Consider the following 17,036-nt stretch of genomic DNA (forward strand, 5'->3'; position numbering starts at 1 on the left):
ATCCGGCATGCGGGACACCATTGAGCTTCCGCCGAGTGTGCACCCCACGCTCACGGCTTCAGTTCGCCCACCTCACCAGACATTCAGGAGAATCGTGGCTGTCAAGATCCGTCTCAAGCGGCTCGGCAAGATCCGTGCCCCGTACTACCGCATCGTCGTCGCCGACTCGCGCACCAAGCGCGACGGTCGCGTGATCGAGGAGATCGGCAAGTACCACCCCACCGAGGAGCCCTCGTTCATCGAGGTCGACTCCGAGCGTGCCCAGTACTGGCTCTCCGTCGGCGCCCAGCCGACCGAGCAGGTCCAGGCCATCCTCAAGCTGACCGGCGACTGGGGCACCTTCAAGGGCCAGAAGGGCGCGACGAACACCGTCAAGACCGCTGAGCCCAAGGCTGCCTTCGAGGCCGACACCGCCAAGAAGCCGGTCCTCAAGCCCAAGGCCGAGAAGCCGGCCAAGGTCGAGGAAGCCCCGGTCGAGGCCGAGGCCGAGACCACGGACGAGGCGTAGGCCTTGCTCCAGTCCGCGCTCGAGCACCTCGTCAAGGGGATCGTCGATCACCCTGACGACGTGCGAGTCGTCTCCGCGTCGAGCGCACGCGGCGAGGTCCTCGAGGTTCACGTGAACCCCGAGGACCTCGGCCGCGTCATCGGTCGCGCGGGCCGCACCGCCAAGGCGCTGCGCACGCTCGTGACCGCGCTCGCCGACGGCCGTCGCGTGCGGGTCGACGTCGTCGACTCCGACGACTGACGTGGCGAGCACCCCGCGACCGCAGCAGCTCCGCGTCGGGCGGCTGACCAAGGCGCACGGCCTCAAGGGCGCGATCAAGCTCGAGCTCTACACGGATGACCCGGAGCGGCGCTTCGTGCCCGGCGCGACGTTCTCGCTCCAGGTCCCGGATGACTCGCCCTGGCACGGCCGCTCGCTGACGCTGCGCGAACTGCGTTGGTACAACGGCCACCCGGTCGGGTTCTTCGACGGCGTCGACGACCGCACCGCTGCCGAGGGCGTCATCAAGGCCATCCTCTGGGTCGACGTCGACGAGGCCGAGACGGCCGAGCCCGACGCGTGGTACGACCACCAGTTGATCGGCCTCGCCGTCGTGCGCGACGGCCAGCGGGTCGGCGAGGTGAAGCGCGTCGAGCACTTCCCGGCGCAGGACCTCCTCATCGTGAAGTCCGGCGGCCGCGAGGTCATGGTGCCGTTCGTCGCGGCGATCGTGCCGGAGGTCGACATCGCTGCGGGCACCCTCACGGTCACCCCGCCGGCCGGCCTCTTCGAGGATCTCCCGGAGGAGTCGGAGCCGGCCGAGCCCGAGTCCGGGACGACCGGCGACGCGGAGTAGCGCACGATGCGCATCGACATCGTCACGATCTTCCCCGAGTTCTTCTCGGTGCTCGACATCTCCCTCCTCGGCAAGGCCCGCGAGCAGGGGCTGATCGAGGTCGTCGCCCACGACCTGCGGGACTTCACCCACGACCGGCACCGCACCGTCGACGACACCCCGTACGGCGGCGGCGCCGGCATGGTGATGAAGCCCGAGCCGTGGGGCGAGGCGCTCGACGCCATCGTCGGCGACGGGGCATCCGACGCGCTGCTCGTCGTGCCGTCCCCGGCGGGCGAGCCGTTCACCCAGGCCACCGCGCGCGAGCTCGCGCAGGAGCCGCACCTCGTGTTCGCCTGCGGGCGCTACGAGGGCATCGACCAGCGCGTCGTCGACCACTACGAGACCCGCATGCGCGTGCGTCCGATCTCGCTCGGCGACTACGTGCTGAACGGCGGCGAGGTCGCCGTCATGGCGATGATCGAGGCCGCCGGTCGCCTCGTGCCCGGCGTCGTCGGCAACCCCGAGAGCCTCGTCGAGGAGTCGCACGAGGACGGCTTGCTCGAGTACCCGAGCTACACCAAGCCGCCCGTCTGGCGCGACCTGGAGGTGCCGGCGGTGCTGCGATCGGGCCACCACGGGAAGGTCGCCGAATGGCGGCACGAGCAGCAGCTCGAGCGCACCCGGCGGGTCCGGCCCGAACTGCTCGACGGCCGCGACGCGAGCTGACCGCAGACGGCGCTGCGACCTGACCGTCGCCCCGGCCTGGCCGGCGCTGCGACCTGACCGTCGGCCGGGGCCGGGGTGCGGGAGTCTTCACCTCGCCGAAACATCTCCGAGCCTGCCGCGAAACACGCCCTCCATACCTTCGAACTGGCGACGGAATCGCCGCGGAGGAGTGGACATGGTCGGCGGCAGCGAGTCGGAGGACATGGCATCCGCCCCCCTGCGACTGCTCGCGGTCACCCACGGGCCGCCGTCGCCGGCCAATCGCGCCGCCGTCATCCAGCTCGTCGACGCCGTCGCGACCGCCCGGCCCGACCTCGACGTCTCGATCAGCTTCGTCGACTCGCACCCTCGCGACGCGATCAAGGCGCTCGGCGAGCACCTCGTCGAACCGGGCGCGGTGCTCGTGCCGCTCGTCCTGTCGGCCGGCTTCCACGTGCGCACGGGGCTGAACCAGGGCCTCGACCGCGTGAACGGCTCCGGGGTGGTGCTCGCCGGCGAGCTCGGGCCCGACGAACGGCTCGTCGAGGAGCTCGCCCGCCGGGTCGAGGACCTCGGACTCGTCGACACCGACGTGGTCGTCCTCGCCGCCGCGGGGTCGAACGACCCGCGCGTGTCGCGGGAGTGCTTCGAGACGGGCCGGCGCCTCGCGGTGCGCCTCGGCAGGCCGGTCACGGTGGGCTTCGTGGCCAGCGCGGTGCCCCGCCTGCACGACGCGATCGACATGGTGCGCGACGTCCACCCGGGTTCCCGGATCGTGATCGGCGCGTATATGCTCGCCCCGGGCGTGTTCTACGACCAGGCCGCTGCCGCCGGCGGCGACGTGATCGCACGGCCGCTGCTCGAACCCGATGCGACCGCGCCGGCGGCGATCGTCGACCTGATCCTCGACCGGTACGCATCGGCATTGGAATCCATGGAGGGAAGTCGCCGGTGACCTTCGGTTTCGACGCCGTCATCCTCGCCGGAGGACGCGCGTCGAGGTTCGGGGGCCGAGACAAGACCGCGCTCGCGCGCGACGGGCGGAGCCTGCTGGGCATCGCCGTCGACGCCGTCGCCGGTGCCCGTGCCGTCGCCGTGGTCGGGCACGACCTCGACACGGATGACCCGCGCGTGCGCTGCACGGTCGAGGAACCGCGCTGGGCGGGACCGGTGGCCGCGCTCGTCGCCGGGCTGCGCGCCCTCGACGATGCCCCGGAGGCGCAGACCGTGGTGCTCGCCGCGGACCTGCCGTTCGCGGTGCCGGCGGTGGCCCGCCTGCTCGCCGAAGCCGCCGAAACCGCCGAGTCCGCCGAAGCCGCCGAGTCCGCCGAAGCCGCCGAGTCCGCCGAGGCCGCCGGAACCGACCGAGCCGACGAAGCCGTCGCCCCGGGTGCCGAGCCGGCTCGAGCCGTCGTCGCCGTCGACCCGAGCGGTCGCCGGCAGCCACTGCTCGCCCTGTATCCCACCGCCGCGTTGCGCCGCGCCGTGGAAGCGGCCGATCGCGCCGCTCGCGGCGCCGCCCGGGGGCCGTCGCTGCATGCGACCCTCGCCGCCCTCGACGTCGTGCCCGTCGTGCTGCCCGACCCGCTGTGCGCCGACGTGGACACGCCGGCGGACGCGGCCCGGCACGGCGTCGGCGATCCCGCGGAACCCGCCCCACCCACGGCACTCGCCCCATCCACGGCGCCCGCTGAGCCCGACCCATCCGCCCACGACCAGAGGAGCCTCGCATGAGCGAACCGACGCGGACCCCAGCCGACCTCGACGCCTGGGCGGCGCAGGTCGCGACGGTGCTCGGCGTCGCCGCCCTCGGCGCCGATGTCGGCGCCGTGCTCGACCTCGCCCGCGACGCGGCGCACGGCGTCGCCCGCCCGGCCGCGCCGCTGACCACCTACCTCGTCGGCCTCGCCGTCGGGCGCGGCCTGCCGTTCGACGAGGCGGTCGCCCGCGTCGCGGCCGAGCTGCCCGAGACGGAGTCGTGAGCCGGTCGTCCCACTCGTGGGACGCGGCCCGCGAGGTCGCCGCCGCGCTCGGCGAGGCGTGCCTCGGCGAGCCGATCGAACTGCCGCTCGCGGAGTCGGCGGGGCTCCGCCTCGCCGCGGAGGTGCTCGCACCGGCTCCCGCGCCGGCGGTCGACGTGAGCGCGATGGACGGCTGGGTGGTCGCCGGAGACCCGCCGTGGCGGCTCGGGCCGGCCGTGCCGATGGGCGCCGCTCCGGGGCCGGTGCTCACCGACGGCCATGCGCGACCGGTCAGCACGGGAGGGGCCGTGCCATCGGGCGCCGATGCCGTGCTGCGGTCGGAGGACGGCCGGGTCGGCGACGACGGACTCCTGCACGGTGTCCGGCCGAACGCCGGGCGCGACCTGCGCCGACGAGGCGAGGAGCTCGCCGTCGGCGACCGGCTCGCTCGGCTCGGCGACGCGCTCACGCCGGCGCGGATCGCGCTGCTCGCGGTCGCCGGCATCGACATGGTGCCCGTGCGACCGCGGCCCAGCTGCGCCGTGCTGGTGACGGGAGACGAGGTCATCGGCGCCGGGCTGCCCGGCGCCGGGCGGGTGCGCGACGCCTACACGCCGTCGGTCCCCGCGCTCGTCGCGAGCCTCGGCGGGCGAGTCCTCGTCGCCGACCGCGTCGGCGACGGTGCCGGAGCGCTCGAGCGCCGGCTGCGCGAGCTCGACGGCGAGGCCGACGTCGTCGTCACGACCGGCGGCACCGCCCGCGGGGCGGGCGATCGGGTGCGCGACGCGGTGGAGGCGTCCGGCGGCCGGCTCCACGTCTCGGGGATCGACCTCCGGCCGGGGCATCCGACGCTCCTCGCCACGACCGGGTCCGGCACGCCGCTCGTCGGGTTGCCGGGCAACCCGCTCGCGGCGTTCGTCGCGATGGCCTCGTTCCTCGCGCCGCTCGTGCGGGCCGCAGCCGGGGCGCCGGTCGGGGCCGCCCGCCCGGTCGTCGAGGCCGTCGACGTGGCATCCCACCCGCGCGACACGCTCCTCGTGCCGTTCCGACGCGTCGACGGGCGCATCGAGGCCACCCGGTGGCGTGGCGCGGCCATGCTTCGCGGCCTCGCCGACGCCGACGGGCTGCTGGTCGTCGGCCCGGCCGGCACCGGCGTGCGCGAACTCGCGCTGCCCTGGGCCCACGACAGGGCGTAGGGCGGGCGAGCGGCCGCAGCGGGCAACCCGCAGGGGGCGGCGTGCAGCGGCAGCGGCACGGCACCGCGGACACGCCGCGGACGCCGGAACGGGCGACCGGATCATCCGATCGCCCGTCCCGACGCGTTCGTGCCGACCTGCCCGCCGGCCGTCCGCCTCAGATGCGGTTGCCCGCGAGCCGGCTCGAGCGCCGCGCGTAGACGGCCCAGGTGAGCAGCAGCAGTCCGCCGTACACGGCGACGAACACCCCGAACGCGCCGTCGTAGCCGCCGGTCGTCTGGAAGGAGAGGTTGAGCGCCTGCGGGATCAGGAAGCCGCCGTAGGCGCCGATCGCCGAGATGAGCCCGAGCGCGGCCGCGGCCTTCCGCTGCGTCGACACGGCGCCGTCGGCGTCGCCCGCCGCGCCGCGCGCCGCGAACACGGCCGGGATCATTCGGTACGTCGACCCGTTGCCGATGCCGGCCGCGGCGAACAGCACCAGGAAGCAGCCGAGGAACACCCAGAACGAGCCGAGCGGCAGCGTCGCGATCACCGCGACCGTGACCACGCCCATGGTCGCGAAGGCGGCCATCGTGATCCGCGCACCGCCGAACCGATCGGAGAGGCGACCGCCGTAGGGGCGGGCGAGCGAGCCGACGAGCGCGCCGAGGAAGGCGAGCGACACGGATGCCCCGCCGACGGCGATCGCGCTGAAGTCGGGGAACTGGTCGGCGATGAGCTTCGGGAAGACGCTCGCGAAGCCGATGAACGAGCCGAACGTGCCGATGTAGAGCAGGGCGAGGATCCACAGGTGCGGTTCGCGGAGGGCCGCGGCGGAGCCGGCGAAGTCGGCCTTCGCGTTCGACAGGTTGTCCATGTACTTCCACGCGCCGAACATCGCGACGACGATGAGCGGGATCCAGAGCCATCCGGCCACCGGCAGGTTGAGCGTGACGCCCGCGCCGATGGTGATCGCGATCGGCACGACGAACTGGGCCACCGCGGCGCCGAGGTTGCCGCCGGCCGCGTTGAGGCCGAGCGCCCAGCCCTTCTCCCGCGCGGGGTAGAAGAACGTGATGTTCGACATGGAGCTCGCGAAGTTGCCGCCGCCGAAGCCGGCGAGGGCGGCCGCCGCGAGCAGCACCGGGAACGGCGTCTCGGGGTTCGACACGCATACCGTCAGGGCGATGGTCGGCAGCAGCAGGAGCCCGGCCGAGATGATCGTCCAGTTGCGGCCGCCGAACTTCGGCACGAGGAACGAGTAGGGGATGCGCAGGGTCGCGCCCACCAGGCTCGGGATCGAGATCAGCCAGAACACCTGGCCCGTGTCGAGGTCGAAGCCCGCGTTGGGCAGCGTCACGGCGACGATGCTCCACAGCTGCCAGACGACGAAGCCGAGGAACTCGGCGAAGATCGACCAGCTGAGGTTGCGGCGGGCGATCCGGCGCCCGACGCCCTCCCACTGCACGTGGTCCTCGGGGTTCCACCCGTCGATCCACCGGCCGGGCCGGTGGCTGAGCGGCGCCGCGGGCGCGCTCGTGGTGGTCGGGGCCACGCGTGCCCCCGGGTCGGCCTGGGGTTCGGTCGCGGTGTCGGTCATGGTCGCCTCCGTGCGCTCGTGCTCGGGAATCCTGTGCGAGCGAAGCTACCGACGGGGTGTTTCCGCAGGCCGCGGCGGCGGTGAAATCCGTGTCTCGGGGTGCTCACCCGGGCGGCGACCCGGTTGTGAGGCGATCAGTCGAGTGCCGAGACCCACTCCGAGGAGCCGTCGGTGAACCGCTGCTCCTTCCAGATCGGCACGCGGGCCTTCACCTCGTCGACGAGCTCGGCGCACGCGGCGAAGGCTTCCGCGCGGTGCGCGCTCGCCACCGCGGCGCCCAGCGCGACGTCGCCGATCGCGAGCGGGCCGACCCGGTGGGCGACGGCGATGGTCGTCTCCGGATGCCTCGCCGCGATGTCGCGCGCGGTCTCGGCGAGGACCTCCCCTGCGCTCGGATGCGCGGTGTACGCCAGCGCCGTGACGCCGCGGCCGCCGTCGTGGTCGCGGACGACGCCCTCGAACACGACGACGGCGCCGTCGGCGCGGCTCATGGCGGCGTCGCGCAGTGCGGCGATCTCGATGGGCGCGTCGGAGACGACGGCGACGCGGACGGCGTCGTCGACCGGGTCAGCGTGGGCCATGGTCGCCTCCGTGGAGCTGGTCGAGCGCGTGGTCGAGGAGTTCGCCGAGCAGGCCGAGCCCGTCGCGCACGGCGCCGGGCGAGCCGGGCAGGGCGACGACGAGGGCGCGGCCGGCGGTGCCGGCGAGTCCGCGGCTGAGGAGGGCCGTCGGCGCGTGCGCGGCACCGCGGCGACGCAGCTCCTCGCCGAACCCGGGCAGCTCCCGCTCGATGACCCGGCGCACGGCCTCGGGCGTGACATCCGTGGGCGAGATGCCGGTGCCGCCGGTGGTGATGACCACCGCCGCGCCGGCCGCGACGGCGCCGTCGATCGCATCGGCGAGGCCGGGGCCGTCGGGCACGACGACGAGCGACGCCTCGAACCCGCGCTCGGCGAGCCAGCCCGACACGACCGGCCCGGTCGTGTCGTCGGCCGTGCCCGCGGCCGCCCGCGTCGAGACGGTGATCGCGACGGCGGCGCCGCGCGTCGCGCCGCTCACGAGCGCACCCAGTCGCCGGACTTGCCGCCCGACTTCGAGAGCAGTCGGACCGCGTCGATCTCGGCGAGGCGGTCGACCGCCTTCACCATGTCGTACAGCGAGATCGCGGCGACCGTGGCGGCCGTGATCGCCTCCATCTCGACGCCCGTGCCTCCGACGGTGGAGACCTCCGCGGTGACGGTCACGTGGTCGTCGCCGACGGCGAAGTCGACCTCGACGGAGCTGATCGGGATCGGGTGGCACAACGGTACGAGCGTCGAGGTCTGCTTGGCTGCCATGATCCCCGCCACCCGCGCCACGCCGATCGCCTCGCCCTTCGGGAGACGGCCGGCGGCGAGCAGCTCGATCACGTCGGGACGGGTGCGCAGCGTCGCCTCGGCGCGTGCGACGCGCCGCGTGGCGGGCTTGCCGCCCACGTCGACCATGTGCACGGCGCCGTCGGGACGGCGGTGGGTGAGTTCAGACATCGATCCTCCAGGTCTCGACGAGGGTGCCGGCCGCGGGCGCCTCGAGGCCGACGGGCAGGTGCACGAGCACCGACGAGCGCGCGTACGCGCCGATCAGGTGCGACGAGGGGCCGCCGACCAGGTGCACGCCGTCGTCGGTCAGCACGCCGCGGCGCACCTGATGGACGTGCGGGGGCGACTCGACGGCCGCCGCGAGCGGCACCAGCGCCGTCGGCCGGTCGACGGGGTCGGCCCCGGCCGCGGCACGCAGCAACGGCCGGAGGAACAACTCGAACGACACGAGCGCGCTGACCGGGTTGCCGGGGAAGCAGACGACCGGGACCTCGCGCCCGTCGGCGTCGATCGTGGCGAGGCCCTGCGGGCCGCCGGGCTGGATCGCGACGGCCTCGAACGTGCCGGTGTCGGCGAGCGCCTCCCGCACGACCTCGTGCGTGCCGAGGCTCACGCCGCCGGTCGTGATGACGAGGTCGGCGCCGCGCGCCGCCTCCACGAGGAGCGCCCGGAACGTCGCCGGGTCGTCGTCGGCGTGCAGGTGACGGGTCGCGACGCCGCCGGCGTCGACCACGGCCGTCGCGAGCGCGGGCCCGTTCGCGTCCCGCACCCCGGCGCCCAGTTCCCGGCCGGTCGACACGATCGCGACCCGTGGGCGGGCGACGAGCACCACCTCGGCGACGTCGCCGGCCGCGAGCGCACCGAGCTGCGCCGGCCCGAGCCGGGCGCCGGCCTCGAGCACCACGTCGCCGCGGCGCAGGTCGCTGCCGACGTCGCGCACGGCCGCCCCGGGTCGCGGGGCGACACGCAGTACGACGGACCCGGCGGCGGCGTGCGCGGCGAACCCGCCCTCGGCCTCCTCGATCGGCACGACCGCGTCGGCGCCGGGCGGCAGCGGCGCACCCGTCATGATGGGCGCCGCGTGTCCGGCCGGCAGCGGCGCCGCGTCGGCCCCCGCCGGGATCTCGGGTGCGAGCGGGAGCGGCGCACCGGGTCGCACGTCGGCGGCGCGCACCGCGTATCCGTCGAGCTGCGAGTTCGCGAAGGGCGGGGCATCCGCCCCCGCGACCGCCGGCGCCGCCAGCAGCCGGCCGATCAGCGCGCCGAGGTCGGCCGCAGGGTCCGCGAGTGCGTCGAGCGGCACGCGCACGGTGCGCGGTGCGAGCGCATCGGCGAGGTGGCGCGCCACCGCGTCGCGATGCTCCTCCAGCGTCCGTCGGCCCATCCGGCTCCTCCCGTCGCTGCCACCCTACGCGGCGCGGCCGCGCCGCCTCGCCTCGCCCGGTCACCGGGCGACCCCGGGTGGGATGCCTCGCCGTGCGGCGCCGTGCGCCTCCCCGTGCGCCTCGCCGGCGCGCCACGGCGCGTTCCGTGGTCGAGGCGGGTGCCGAGGCCATCGCGATGGCCTATCGTGAAGCGATGACCACCCTGCTCGGCATGCCGCGCCCGCGCCGCGCGGCCGAGGAGCCGGCGGAGCTCGCGGCATCCGCAGGCCGTCGCCTCGCCGCCGCGAGCCGCCCCGCGACCGATGGGCTGGTCGACCGGTTCGGGCGCGTCGCGACCGACCTGCGCGTCTCGCTCACCGACCGCTGCAACCTGCGCTGCACCTACTGCATGCCCGCCGAGGGCATGGACTGGGCCGATCAGGCGACCATCATGACGGCCGACGAGATCGGGCGCCTCGTGCGGATCGCCGTCGAACGGCTCGGCGTACGGCAGGTGCGGTTCACCGGCGGCGAGCCGCTGCTGCGCCGCGACCTCGTCGACATCGTCGCCGCCTGCGCCGCGCTCCCGACCCGACCCGAGCTCTCGCTCACGACGAACGGCATCGGCCTCGCCTCCCGCGCGGCCGCCCTGCGCGACGCCGGCCTCGACCGCATCAACATCTCGCTCGACTCCCTGCGGCACGAGACCTTCGAGCAGATCACCCGGCGGCGCACCCTCGACCGCGTCCTCGAGGGCGTCGACGGCGCGCTCGCCGCCGGACTCCTGCCGCTGAAGGTCAACGCGGTGCTCCTCCGCGGCGTGAACGACGAGGAGGCGCCCGACCTGGTCGAGTGGGCGGTCGCGCGAGGCATCGAACTGCGGTTCATCGAGCAGATGCCGCTCGACGCCGACCACGCGTGGTCGCGCGACGCGTTCATCACCGCGGACGAGATCCGCGCCCGCGTGTCCACCCGCTTCGACCTCGTGCCGCACCCGGCGCCGCGCGACGGCGCACCGGCGGAGCGCTTCGAGGTGCTCCGCGACGGCGAGGCCGTCGGCACGCTCGGCATCATCGCGTCGGTCACCGAGCCGTTCTGCGGCGACTGCCGTCGCACCCGCCTCACGGCCGACGGCCGCGTGCGCAACTGCCTGTTCACGAACCGCGAGGCCGACCTGCTCGGGGCGCTGCGGGGCGGCGCCGACGACGACGCCCTCGCCGACCTCTGGCGGCTCGAGATGTGGGGAAGGCCGCCGGCCACGGCGTCGGCGATCCCGGCTTCGTGCAGCCCGAGCGGTCGATGAGCGCGATCGGGGGATGAGCGTGGCCGAGATCGAGCTGCGGTACTTCGCGGCGGTGCAGGCGGCGCTCGGCGCCGAGGGCGAGCGGATGCCCCTGCCCGGCGCTGCGACGATCGGCGACGTGCTGGCCCGCATCCTGGAGCGTGCCGGCTCCGCCGGCGTCGAGGCGCGGCTGCCCGAGCTCCTCGGGCGGTGCAGCTTCATCGTGAACGGCCGGGCCACGCGCGACGCGGCCACGCCGGTGTCGGCCGGGGACACGCTCGACGTGCTGCCGCCGTTCGCCGGCGGCTGAGCCCACCCGCTCCTGCGCCTTCGGACGGCCCGGCAGCGCAGGGCCCGTCCGGCCCGACGCCCGCGGTCAGGCGGTCGTGGCCAGCCCCGCCGCGGCCCAGGCGCGGGTGCCGCCCGCGAGGGAGGCCGCCGGGATGCCGGCCTCGAGCAGGCGCCGCGCCGCCGGCACGGACCGGATGCCTGCCGCGCAGACGACCACCACGAGCTCCGCGTCGCGGAGCGCCGCTCGCGCCGGCGGGGCGCCGGCGAGCAGGTCGTCGAGCTCGACGGTGCGCTCCGGGGCGATCTCCCCGAGCGAGCGCTCCTCGGCCGAGCGGACGTCGACCAGGACCACGGTTCCGGCAGCGAGGAGCCCGGCGAGGGCGGCCGGATCGACCGTCGGCACGAGAGCGGCCGGCGGCGTCGCCGGAGCGCTCGGCCGGCTGGGCGCTGGCCCCGGGCCCGTGGCATCCGTCAGGCCCGTGCGATCCGTCGGGCCCGTGGCATCCGCTCGTCCCGAGGCATCCGACCGCGGTGCGACGCCCGTCGTGCCCGCCAGCACCGGGATCTCCCGCCGCCGGCCGGTGAGGGCGTCCTGCACGGCCACGCGGCCGATGAGCGGCTCGCCGACGCCGACGACGAGCTTCGCCGCCTCGCCCGCGAGCAGCGCGCCGAGCTCGGCGCACGCCGACGACAGCACGCCCGAGATCGCGCAGCTGTCGGGGGCGGCGGCCGACTCGTCGGGGAAGAGGTCGCGCAGGGTGGGGCCGTGGCCCGCCCAGAAGACCGACGCCATCGCGTCGAAGCCGAGCACCGAGCCCCAGACGTGCGGGATCCCGAGCGCGGCGGCCGCGTCGGCCACGGCGTAGTGCGTGCCGAAGTCGTCGACCGTGTCGACGACGAGGTCCCAGCCGCCGAGCAGCGCGGCCGCATTCTCGGCCGTCAGCCGCTCGACGATCTCGACGACCTCGAGGTCGGGGTCGCGCTCGCGGAGCGCCGCGGCGGCCGACGCCGCCTTCGGCACGCCGATCCGGTCGGGGGCGTGCAGCAGCTGGCGGGCCAGGTTCGACGGCTCGACGACGTCGTCGTCGACGATGCCGATCCGGCCGACGCCGTTCGCCGCGAGGCCGAGCAGGGCCGGGCAGCCGAGTCCGCCGGCGCCGACCACGAGCACGCTCGCCCGGGCGAGGCGATCCACGCCGTCGCGCCCGAAGCCGGGGAGCACGGCGAGCCGGCTGAACCGCACCGCGCGCTCCGGCGACGCCGCCGCGTCGTCGCGGTGCAGCCGGAGCACGGGCGGTGGGGTCACACGTTCACCCGGTACCCGCGCTTGACGACGGTCTGGATGACGCCGGGCACGCCGATGGCCTGGCGGAGGCGGCTCATCGCCATCTCCAGCGCATGCTCGTCGCCCGAGCCCGGCAGTTGCGCCACGAGCCGGTCCCTGGGCACGACGGCGCCGCGCGCCGTCACCAGGGTGCGCAGGATCGCGAGTCCGGCCGGGGACAGCGCGATGCGGCGGTCGTCGACCTCGACGACGCCGCCGCGGAGCTCGAGCCGCCCGTGCGCCGTGTCGAGGCGCTGCACGCCGCGCTCCTCGAGGTACTCGCAGACGAGCCGGATCAGCGCACCCATGCGGAAGCGCTCCGGCTGGATGGGGTCGATGCCGGCCGCGAGCAGCGGCTGCGCGGTCACCGGTCCGACCGCGGCTGCGACGACCGGCCCCTGCAGGGCGGCGACGAGGTCGTGGTAGAGGCCCCAGCGGTCGGCGGCCATGAACAGGGCGTGCACCGCCGGCGCGCTCGTGAACGTCACGCAGTCGAGGCGTTGCGCGCAGACCGCCTCGACGAGTCGGGACACGCGGTCGTCGCCGTCGTCCGGCGGCACCCAGCGGTACGGCTCCACCGTCATGACGCGGTCGTGCGCCTCGACGAGCCGGTCGAGCACCGCCGGGTCGAGCTCACCGTGCAGCTGCACCGCGACGGTCTGCCCGGGCGGGTAGTCGGCGAGCACGAGGTCGACGAGCGACTCGGTCGTCTCGCGCGCGCTCATGCCGACGTCGTTGAGGCCCGCCGCCCGGATGCTGCCGCGGGCCTTCGGCCCGCGCACGAGGATGTCGGTCTCCTCCAGCACGTCGACGAGTTCCTGCCCGAATCCGGCCGCGTCGGCGACCTCGAACCAGCGCCGGATGCCGTAGGCGGTGGTCGCGAGCAGGATGTCGGGCTTCGCGTCGATGATCGCGCGGGTGTCGGCGATCACCGTGTCGTCGGACTGGGCGTTCGCGATGCGCAGCGTCGGGGCGTGCAGCACCTGCGCGCCGCGGCGCTCGAGTGCGTCGATCAGGTCGGCCGAGCGTCGATCGCTCGTCACGCCGATGCGGAAGCCCTCGAGCTGGTCGGCCCGGAAGCCCGGCGCGAGGTCGACCGCATCGCTCACGCGGGACCCCCGGCGAGCGCGGAGGCGCGCTCCATCAGGGCCACGGCGTCGGCGGCGCCGTCGTGGGCGAGGCGCACGACCTCGCCGATCACGATGACGGCGGGCGACGAGACGCCCGCGAGGCCGGCCGCGATGACGATGTCGCCGAGTTCGGCGTGCGTGGTGCGCTGGTCGGCCCGGAAGCCGCGCTCGACGACCGCGACCGGCGTGGTCGGGGTGAGGCCCGACCGCATCAGGCCGGCCGCCAGCGAGGGAAGAGTGTTGACGCCCATGAGTACGACGATGGTACCGCCCAGCCCGGCGAGGTGCTCGTGCTCGGCATCGGTCAGGGGCGCGTGGCCGGAGACGACCGTGAAGAGGTGGCTCACCCCGCGGTGGGTGACCGGGATCCCGGCCGCCGCGGGCACCGAGATCGCGCTCGTGACGCCCGGCACGACCTCCACCGGCACGCCGGCGCGGTGGCAGGCGAGCACCTCCTCGCCGCCCCGCCCGAACACGTACGGGTCGCCGCCCTTGAGCCGCACCACGTGGGCCCCGGAGAGCGCGTGCTCGACGAGCAGCGCCTCGATGCCCTCCTGCGGCACCGCGTGGTGCCCGGGGCGCTTGCCCACGTCGACGAGGAGCGCGCGGGGAGCCATCCGCTCGAGCTCCGACCGCGGCGCGAGCCGGTCGTAGAGCACGACGTCCGCCTGCTCGAGGGCGCGCACCGCGCGCACGGTGAGCAGGTCGGGGTCGCCGGGGCCGCCGCCGATGAGGGTCACGCGCCCGGTCATGCGCCCGCCCCCCGCACGGGGATCGAGGATCCCGAGATGAGGACCGCCTCGCCGCGCTCGCGCTCCTGGTCGGTCGCGGGGCGCATCTGGCCGCGCTCGGGGACGCGGGCGACCGAGGGGTCGGGCGTCTGCGGGGCGTTCACGAACGAACGGAACCGGCGCAGGCGCTCGGGGTCCGCGAGGGTCGCGGCCCACTCGTCCTCGTAGGTGTCGACGTGCTTGGCCATCGCGGCCTCGAGCTCGTCGGCGAGGCCGAGCGAGTCGTTGACGACGACGTCGCGGACGTGGTCGAGCCCGCCCTCGATGTCCTCGATCCAGCGAGCGGTGCGCTGCAGCCGGTCGGCCGTGCGGATGTAGTACATCATGTAGCGGTCGATGTACTTGAGCAGCGTCTCGTCGTCGAGGTCGCCGGCGAGCAGCTGCGCGTGCGCCGGCTGGAAACCGCCGTTGCCGCCGACGTAGAGGTTCCAGCCCTTGTCGGTGGCGATGACGCCGACGTCCTTGCCGCGCGCCTCGGCGCACTCGCGGGCGCAGCCCGAGACGCCGAACTTCAGCTTGTGCGGCGACCGGAGGCCGCGGTAGCGCAGCTCGAGCTGGATCGCCATGGCGACCGAGTCCTGCACGCCGTACCGGCACCACGTCGACCCGACGCAGCTCTTCACGTTGCGCAGCGACTTGCCGTACGCCTGGCCCGACTCGAAGCCGGCGTCGACGAGCTTGCGCCAGATGTCGGGCAGCTGGTCGAGCCTGGCGCCGAACAGGTCGATCCGCTGGCCGCCGGTGATCTTCGTGTAGAGGCCGTACTCCATGGCGACCTCGGCGATCACCGCGAGCTTCTCGGGCGTGATCTCGCCGGCGGGGATGCGGGGGACGACCGAGTACGTGCCGTCCTTCTGCATGTTCGCCATGGCGCGGTCGTTGGTGTCCTGCAGGGTGCCGCGGCCGCCGTCGAGGATGTACCCGCCGAGCTGGCTGGCGAGGATCGAGCCGATCGCGGGCTTGCAGACGTCGCAGCCGCGGCCGGTGCCGAGTCGGGCGATGATCTCCTCGAAGCTCGTGAGCTCGAGCACGCGAACCGACTCGAAGAGCTCCTGGCGCGACATCGGGATGTGCTCGCACAGCGCCTTCGACACCGCGACGCCGGCCTTCGTGAGCTCGGCCTCGAGCAGCTTCTTCACGAGCGGCACGCAGGAGCCGCACTGGGTGCCGGCACGGGTGCAGGCCTTCAGCGCGCCGAGCTCGGTGCAGCCGTCCTCGCCGTGCACGGCCTCGCGGACGGTGCCCGCGCTGACGTTGTTGCAGGCGCAGACGAGGGCGCCGTCGGGCAGGTCGTCGCCGCCCGGCGCCTCCATGCCCGATGCCGAGAGGTAGGCGGCCGGCTCGTGCGACAGCGCGGTGCCCAGCAGCGGGCGGAGCGCCGAGTACGGCTCGGCGTCGCCGACGAACACGCCGCCGAGCAGGGTCTTCGCGTCGTCGGTCATGACGAGCTTCTGGTACAGGCCGCGGGCGGGGTCGGCGTAGACGATCTCGAGCGCGCCGTCGGTGCGCCCGAACGCGTCGCCGAAGCTCGCCACGTCGACGCCCGACAGCTTCAGCTTCGTCGCGTCGTCGACCTCGGTGAACTCGGCGGCGCCGCCGAGGATGCGGTCGGCGACCACCTCGGCCATCGCGTTGGCGGGCGCCACGAGCCCGGTGCAGCGGCCTTCGAAGCTGGCCACCTCGCCGATCGCCCAGATGCCGGGCACCGAGCTCGAGCACGACGTGTCGATGGCGACGCCGCCGCGCGGGCCGAGGTCGAGGCCGGCGTCCCGGGCGAGCTCGTCGCGCGGCGAGATGCCGATCGCGAAGATGACGAGGTCGGCGTCGACCTTCTGCGAGTTCGTGAAGCCGACCGCGGTGACCCGGCCGCCGTCCGCGTGGATCGTCTGGGGTCGGGTGCCGAGGTGCAGCGCGAGGCCCTGGCCGGAGATGATGCGCCCGAGGGCGCGGCCGGCGCCCTCGTCGAGCTGCGCCGACATCAGCCAGCCTCCGGAGTGCACGATCGCGGCATCCGCACCGCGCCTGGCGAGGCCGCCCGCGGCCTCGAGACCGAGCAGGCCGCCGCCGGCGACGAGCACGCGGGCGGGGCGCCCGAGCTCGTCGCGGAGGCGCTCGACCTCGGCGACGAGCCAGTCGACGTCGTCGATGGTGCGGTAGACCTTCGCGTGCTCCGACCCGGCGATCTCGGGCACGGGCGCGCTCGAGCCGGTGGCGAGCACCAGTTCGTCGTACGGCTGCACGCGGCCGCTCGCGGTGACGACCTGCTGGAGCGCACGGTCGATGGTCACGACCGGGTCGCCGACGTGCAGGCTCACCCGCTCGCCCTCCCACACGGACGTGGGGTGCAGCGTGAGGTCGACGTCGCCCTCGAGCCGCTTGCTGAGCGCGACGCGGTCGTAGGGGAGGCGCGCCTCCTCGGTGAAGACGGTGATCGCCAGCGCGCCCTGCTCGTCGCGGGCGCACAGGCTGTCGACGAGTCGGTGCGCGGCAGGGCCGCCGCCGACGACGACCACCTGCCGGGTGTCGGTTCCGGATGTCCCGGTGCGGGGGTGCTCGGCCATGGTCGCCTCCTCGGTGCTGAGTTCGGTTCACCGTACGACCGGGCGATTACCTCGCCGTTGCCCGTTTGTAACAGGCGCTTTCCGATCCCGCACACGCCGGCGCGCGAGGTGTGAGGCGGGTTTCACGCTGCCGAAACGGTGTGCGCGGGTCGGGGTAACACGGCGCGCA

General features: G+C 74.8%; 18 protein-coding genes and 1 pseudogene. 10 read left to right on the top strand and 9 right to left on the bottom strand.

What is annotated here, in order from left to right; all coding sequences use genetic code 11:
• Window positions 1–94: 94 nt before the first annotated feature.
• The 8 genes from rpsP to ACGGZK_RS12010 all read left to right on the top strand — a co-directional run bounded on the left by rpsP (window position 95) and on the right by ACGGZK_RS12010 (window position 5,187).
• Window positions 95–508, top strand: a complete 414-nt coding sequence (gene rpsP / locus ACGGZK_RS11975; protein WP_395242879.1) for a 30S ribosomal protein S16 — start codon at window positions 95–97, stop codon at window positions 506–508.
• Window positions 509–511: 3 nt separating this feature from the next.
• A complete protein-coding gene (locus ACGGZK_RS11980; protein WP_395242880.1) occupies window positions 512–748 on the top strand; it encodes an RNA-binding protein in 237 nt (78 codons plus the stop codon).
• A 1-nt stretch (window position 749) separates the two neighbouring features.
• The gene (gene rimM, locus ACGGZK_RS11985; protein WP_395242881.1) at window positions 750–1,343 is read left to right on the top strand and encodes a ribosome maturation factor RimM; all 594 of its coding nucleotides are present in this window, start codon (window positions 750–752) and stop codon (window positions 1,341–1,343) included.
• A gap of 6 nt (window positions 1,344–1,349) precedes the next feature.
• On the top strand, window positions 1,350–2,051 hold the full coding sequence (trmD, locus tag ACGGZK_RS11990; protein WP_395242882.1) for a tRNA (guanosine(37)-N1)-methyltransferase TrmD: 702 nt from the start codon (window positions 1,350–1,352) through the stop codon (window positions 2,049–2,051).
• A 175-nt stretch (window positions 2,052–2,226) separates the two neighbouring features.
• Window positions 2,227–2,985 (top strand): sirohydrochlorin chelatase, encoded by a 759-nt coding sequence (locus tag ACGGZK_RS11995; protein ID WP_395242883.1) that lies wholly within the window; start codon window positions 2,227–2,229, stop codon window positions 2,983–2,985.
• The gene (locus ACGGZK_RS12000) at window positions 2,982–3,764 is read left to right on the top strand and encodes a molybdenum cofactor guanylyltransferase (RefSeq protein ID WP_395242884.1); all 783 of its coding nucleotides are present in this window, start codon (window positions 2,982–2,984) and stop codon (window positions 3,762–3,764) included. The genes ACGGZK_RS11995 and ACGGZK_RS12000 overlap by 4 nt, the downstream gene beginning before the upstream one ends.
• Complete coding sequence (locus ACGGZK_RS12005) at window positions 3,761–4,012, top strand: DUF6457 domain-containing protein (RefSeq protein WP_395242885.1); 252 nt, start codon at window positions 3,761–3,763, stop codon at window positions 4,010–4,012. The genes ACGGZK_RS12000 and ACGGZK_RS12005 overlap by 4 nt, the downstream gene beginning before the upstream one ends.
• Window positions 4,009–5,187 (top strand): molybdopterin molybdotransferase MoeA, encoded by a 1,179-nt coding sequence (locus tag ACGGZK_RS12010; RefSeq protein ID WP_395242886.1) that lies wholly within the window; start codon window positions 4,009–4,011, stop codon window positions 5,185–5,187. The genes ACGGZK_RS12005 and ACGGZK_RS12010 overlap by 4 nt, the downstream gene beginning before the upstream one ends.
• Window positions 5,188–5,344: 157 nt before the next feature.
• Here the strand turns inward: ACGGZK_RS12010 and ACGGZK_RS12015 are convergent, their stop codons facing one another.
• The 5 genes from ACGGZK_RS12015 to glp all read right to left on the bottom strand — a co-directional run bounded on the left by ACGGZK_RS12015 (window position 5,345) and on the right by glp (window position 9,508).
• Complete coding sequence (locus ACGGZK_RS12015) at window positions 5,345–6,766, bottom strand: MFS transporter (RefSeq protein WP_395242887.1); 1,422 nt, start codon at window positions 6,764–6,766, stop codon at window positions 5,345–5,347.
• A gap of 134 nt (window positions 6,767–6,900) precedes the next feature.
• Window positions 6,901–7,347, bottom strand: coding sequence for a molybdenum cofactor biosynthesis protein MoaE (locus ACGGZK_RS12020; protein WP_395242888.1), 447 nt, complete (start codon window positions 7,345–7,347; stop codon window positions 6,901–6,903).
• Window positions 7,334–7,825, bottom strand: coding sequence for a molybdenum cofactor biosynthesis protein B (locus tag ACGGZK_RS12025; RefSeq protein WP_395242889.1), 492 nt, complete (start codon window positions 7,823–7,825; stop codon window positions 7,334–7,336). Before ACGGZK_RS12025 ends, ACGGZK_RS12020 begins: the two co-directional genes overlap by 14 nt.
• Window positions 7,822–8,292, bottom strand: a complete 471-nt coding sequence (gene moaC / locus ACGGZK_RS12030; protein WP_395242890.1) for a cyclic pyranopterin monophosphate synthase MoaC — start codon at window positions 8,290–8,292, stop codon at window positions 7,822–7,824. The genes ACGGZK_RS12025 and moaC overlap by 4 nt, the downstream gene beginning before the upstream one ends.
• Window positions 8,285–9,508: a gephyrin-like molybdotransferase Glp gene (gene glp / locus ACGGZK_RS12035; protein ID WP_395242891.1), complete on the bottom strand. Its 1,224-nt coding sequence runs from the start codon at window positions 9,506–9,508 to the stop codon at window positions 8,285–8,287. Before glp ends, moaC begins: the two co-directional genes overlap by 8 nt.
• A 194-nt stretch (window positions 9,509–9,702) precedes the next feature.
• Between glp and moaA the strand changes: the two are divergent.
• Window positions 9,703–10,808: pseudogene (gene moaA / locus ACGGZK_RS12040) on the top strand (GTP 3',8-cyclase MoaA).
• Window positions 10,805–11,080, top strand: a complete 276-nt coding sequence (locus tag ACGGZK_RS12045) for a MoaD/ThiS family protein (protein ID WP_395242892.1) — start codon at window positions 10,805–10,807, stop codon at window positions 11,078–11,080. Before moaA ends, ACGGZK_RS12045 begins: the two are co-directional and overlap by 4 nt.
• Window positions 11,081–11,146: 66 nt before the next feature.
• Here the strand turns inward: ACGGZK_RS12045 and ACGGZK_RS12050 are convergent, their stop codons facing one another.
• From ACGGZK_RS12050 to nirB, 4 genes are read right to left on the bottom strand one after another with little or no spacing between them, the layout of a single operon-like run.
• Window positions 11,147–12,367, bottom strand: coding sequence for a ThiF family adenylyltransferase (locus ACGGZK_RS12050; protein WP_395242893.1), 1,221 nt, complete (start codon window positions 12,365–12,367; stop codon window positions 11,147–11,149).
• Window positions 12,364–13,494, bottom strand: a complete 1,131-nt coding sequence (locus ACGGZK_RS12055; RefSeq protein WP_395242894.1) for a uroporphyrinogen-III synthase — start codon at window positions 13,492–13,494, stop codon at window positions 12,364–12,366. The genes ACGGZK_RS12050 and ACGGZK_RS12055 overlap by 4 nt, the downstream gene beginning before the upstream one ends.
• Complete coding sequence (gene cobA, locus ACGGZK_RS12060) at window positions 13,491–14,267, bottom strand: uroporphyrinogen-III C-methyltransferase (RefSeq protein ID WP_395242895.1); 777 nt, start codon at window positions 14,265–14,267, stop codon at window positions 13,491–13,493. The genes ACGGZK_RS12055 and cobA overlap by 4 nt, the downstream gene beginning before the upstream one ends.
• Window positions 14,264–16,867 (bottom strand): nitrite reductase large subunit NirB, encoded by a 2,604-nt coding sequence (gene nirB / locus ACGGZK_RS12065; RefSeq protein WP_395242896.1) that lies wholly within the window; start codon window positions 16,865–16,867, stop codon window positions 14,264–14,266. Before nirB ends, cobA begins: the two co-directional genes overlap by 4 nt.
• Window positions 16,868–17,036 lie beyond the last annotated feature (169 nt).

Origin of the sequence: Agromyces sp. MMS24-K17, from assembly GCF_043950245.1 — a bacterium.
Classification (GTDB): domain Bacteria; phylum Actinomycetota; class Actinomycetes; order Actinomycetales; family Microbacteriaceae; genus Agromyces.

Bases quoted from the DNA above. Each gene is read 5' to 3' on its own strand.
- cobA (WP_395242895.1), bottom strand. From the start codon at position 14,267: ATGACCGGGCGCGTGACCCTCATCGGCGGCGGCCCCGGCGACCCCGAC.
- ACGGZK_RS12020 (WP_395242888.1), bottom strand. From the start codon at position 7,347: ATGGCCCACGCTGACCCGGTCGACGACGCCGTCCGCGTCGCCGTCGTC.
- glp (WP_395242891.1), bottom strand. From the start codon at position 9,508: ATGGGCCGACGGACGCTGGAGGAGCATCGCGACGCGGTGGCGCGCCAC.
- ACGGZK_RS12015 (WP_395242887.1), bottom strand. From the start codon at position 6,766: ATGACCGACACCGCGACCGAACCCCAGGCCGACCCGGGGGCACGCGTG.
- ACGGZK_RS11995 (WP_395242883.1), top strand. From the start codon at position 2,227: ATGGTCGGCGGCAGCGAGTCGGAGGACATGGCATCCGCCCCCCTGCGA.
- nirB (WP_395242896.1), bottom strand. From the start codon at position 16,867: ATGGCCGAGCACCCCCGCACCGGGACATCCGGAACCGACACCCGGCAG.
- ACGGZK_RS12045 (WP_395242892.1), top strand. From the start codon at position 10,805: ATGAGCGTGGCCGAGATCGAGCTGCGGTACTTCGCGGCGGTGCAGGCG.
- moaC (WP_395242890.1), bottom strand. From the start codon at position 8,292: ATGTCTGAACTCACCCACCGCCGTCCCGACGGCGCCGTGCACATGGTC.
- trmD (WP_395242882.1), top strand. From the start codon at position 1,350: ATGCGCATCGACATCGTCACGATCTTCCCCGAGTTCTTCTCGGTGCTC.
- ACGGZK_RS12005 (WP_395242885.1), top strand. From the start codon at position 3,761: ATGAGCGAACCGACGCGGACCCCAGCCGACCTCGACGCCTGGGCGGCG.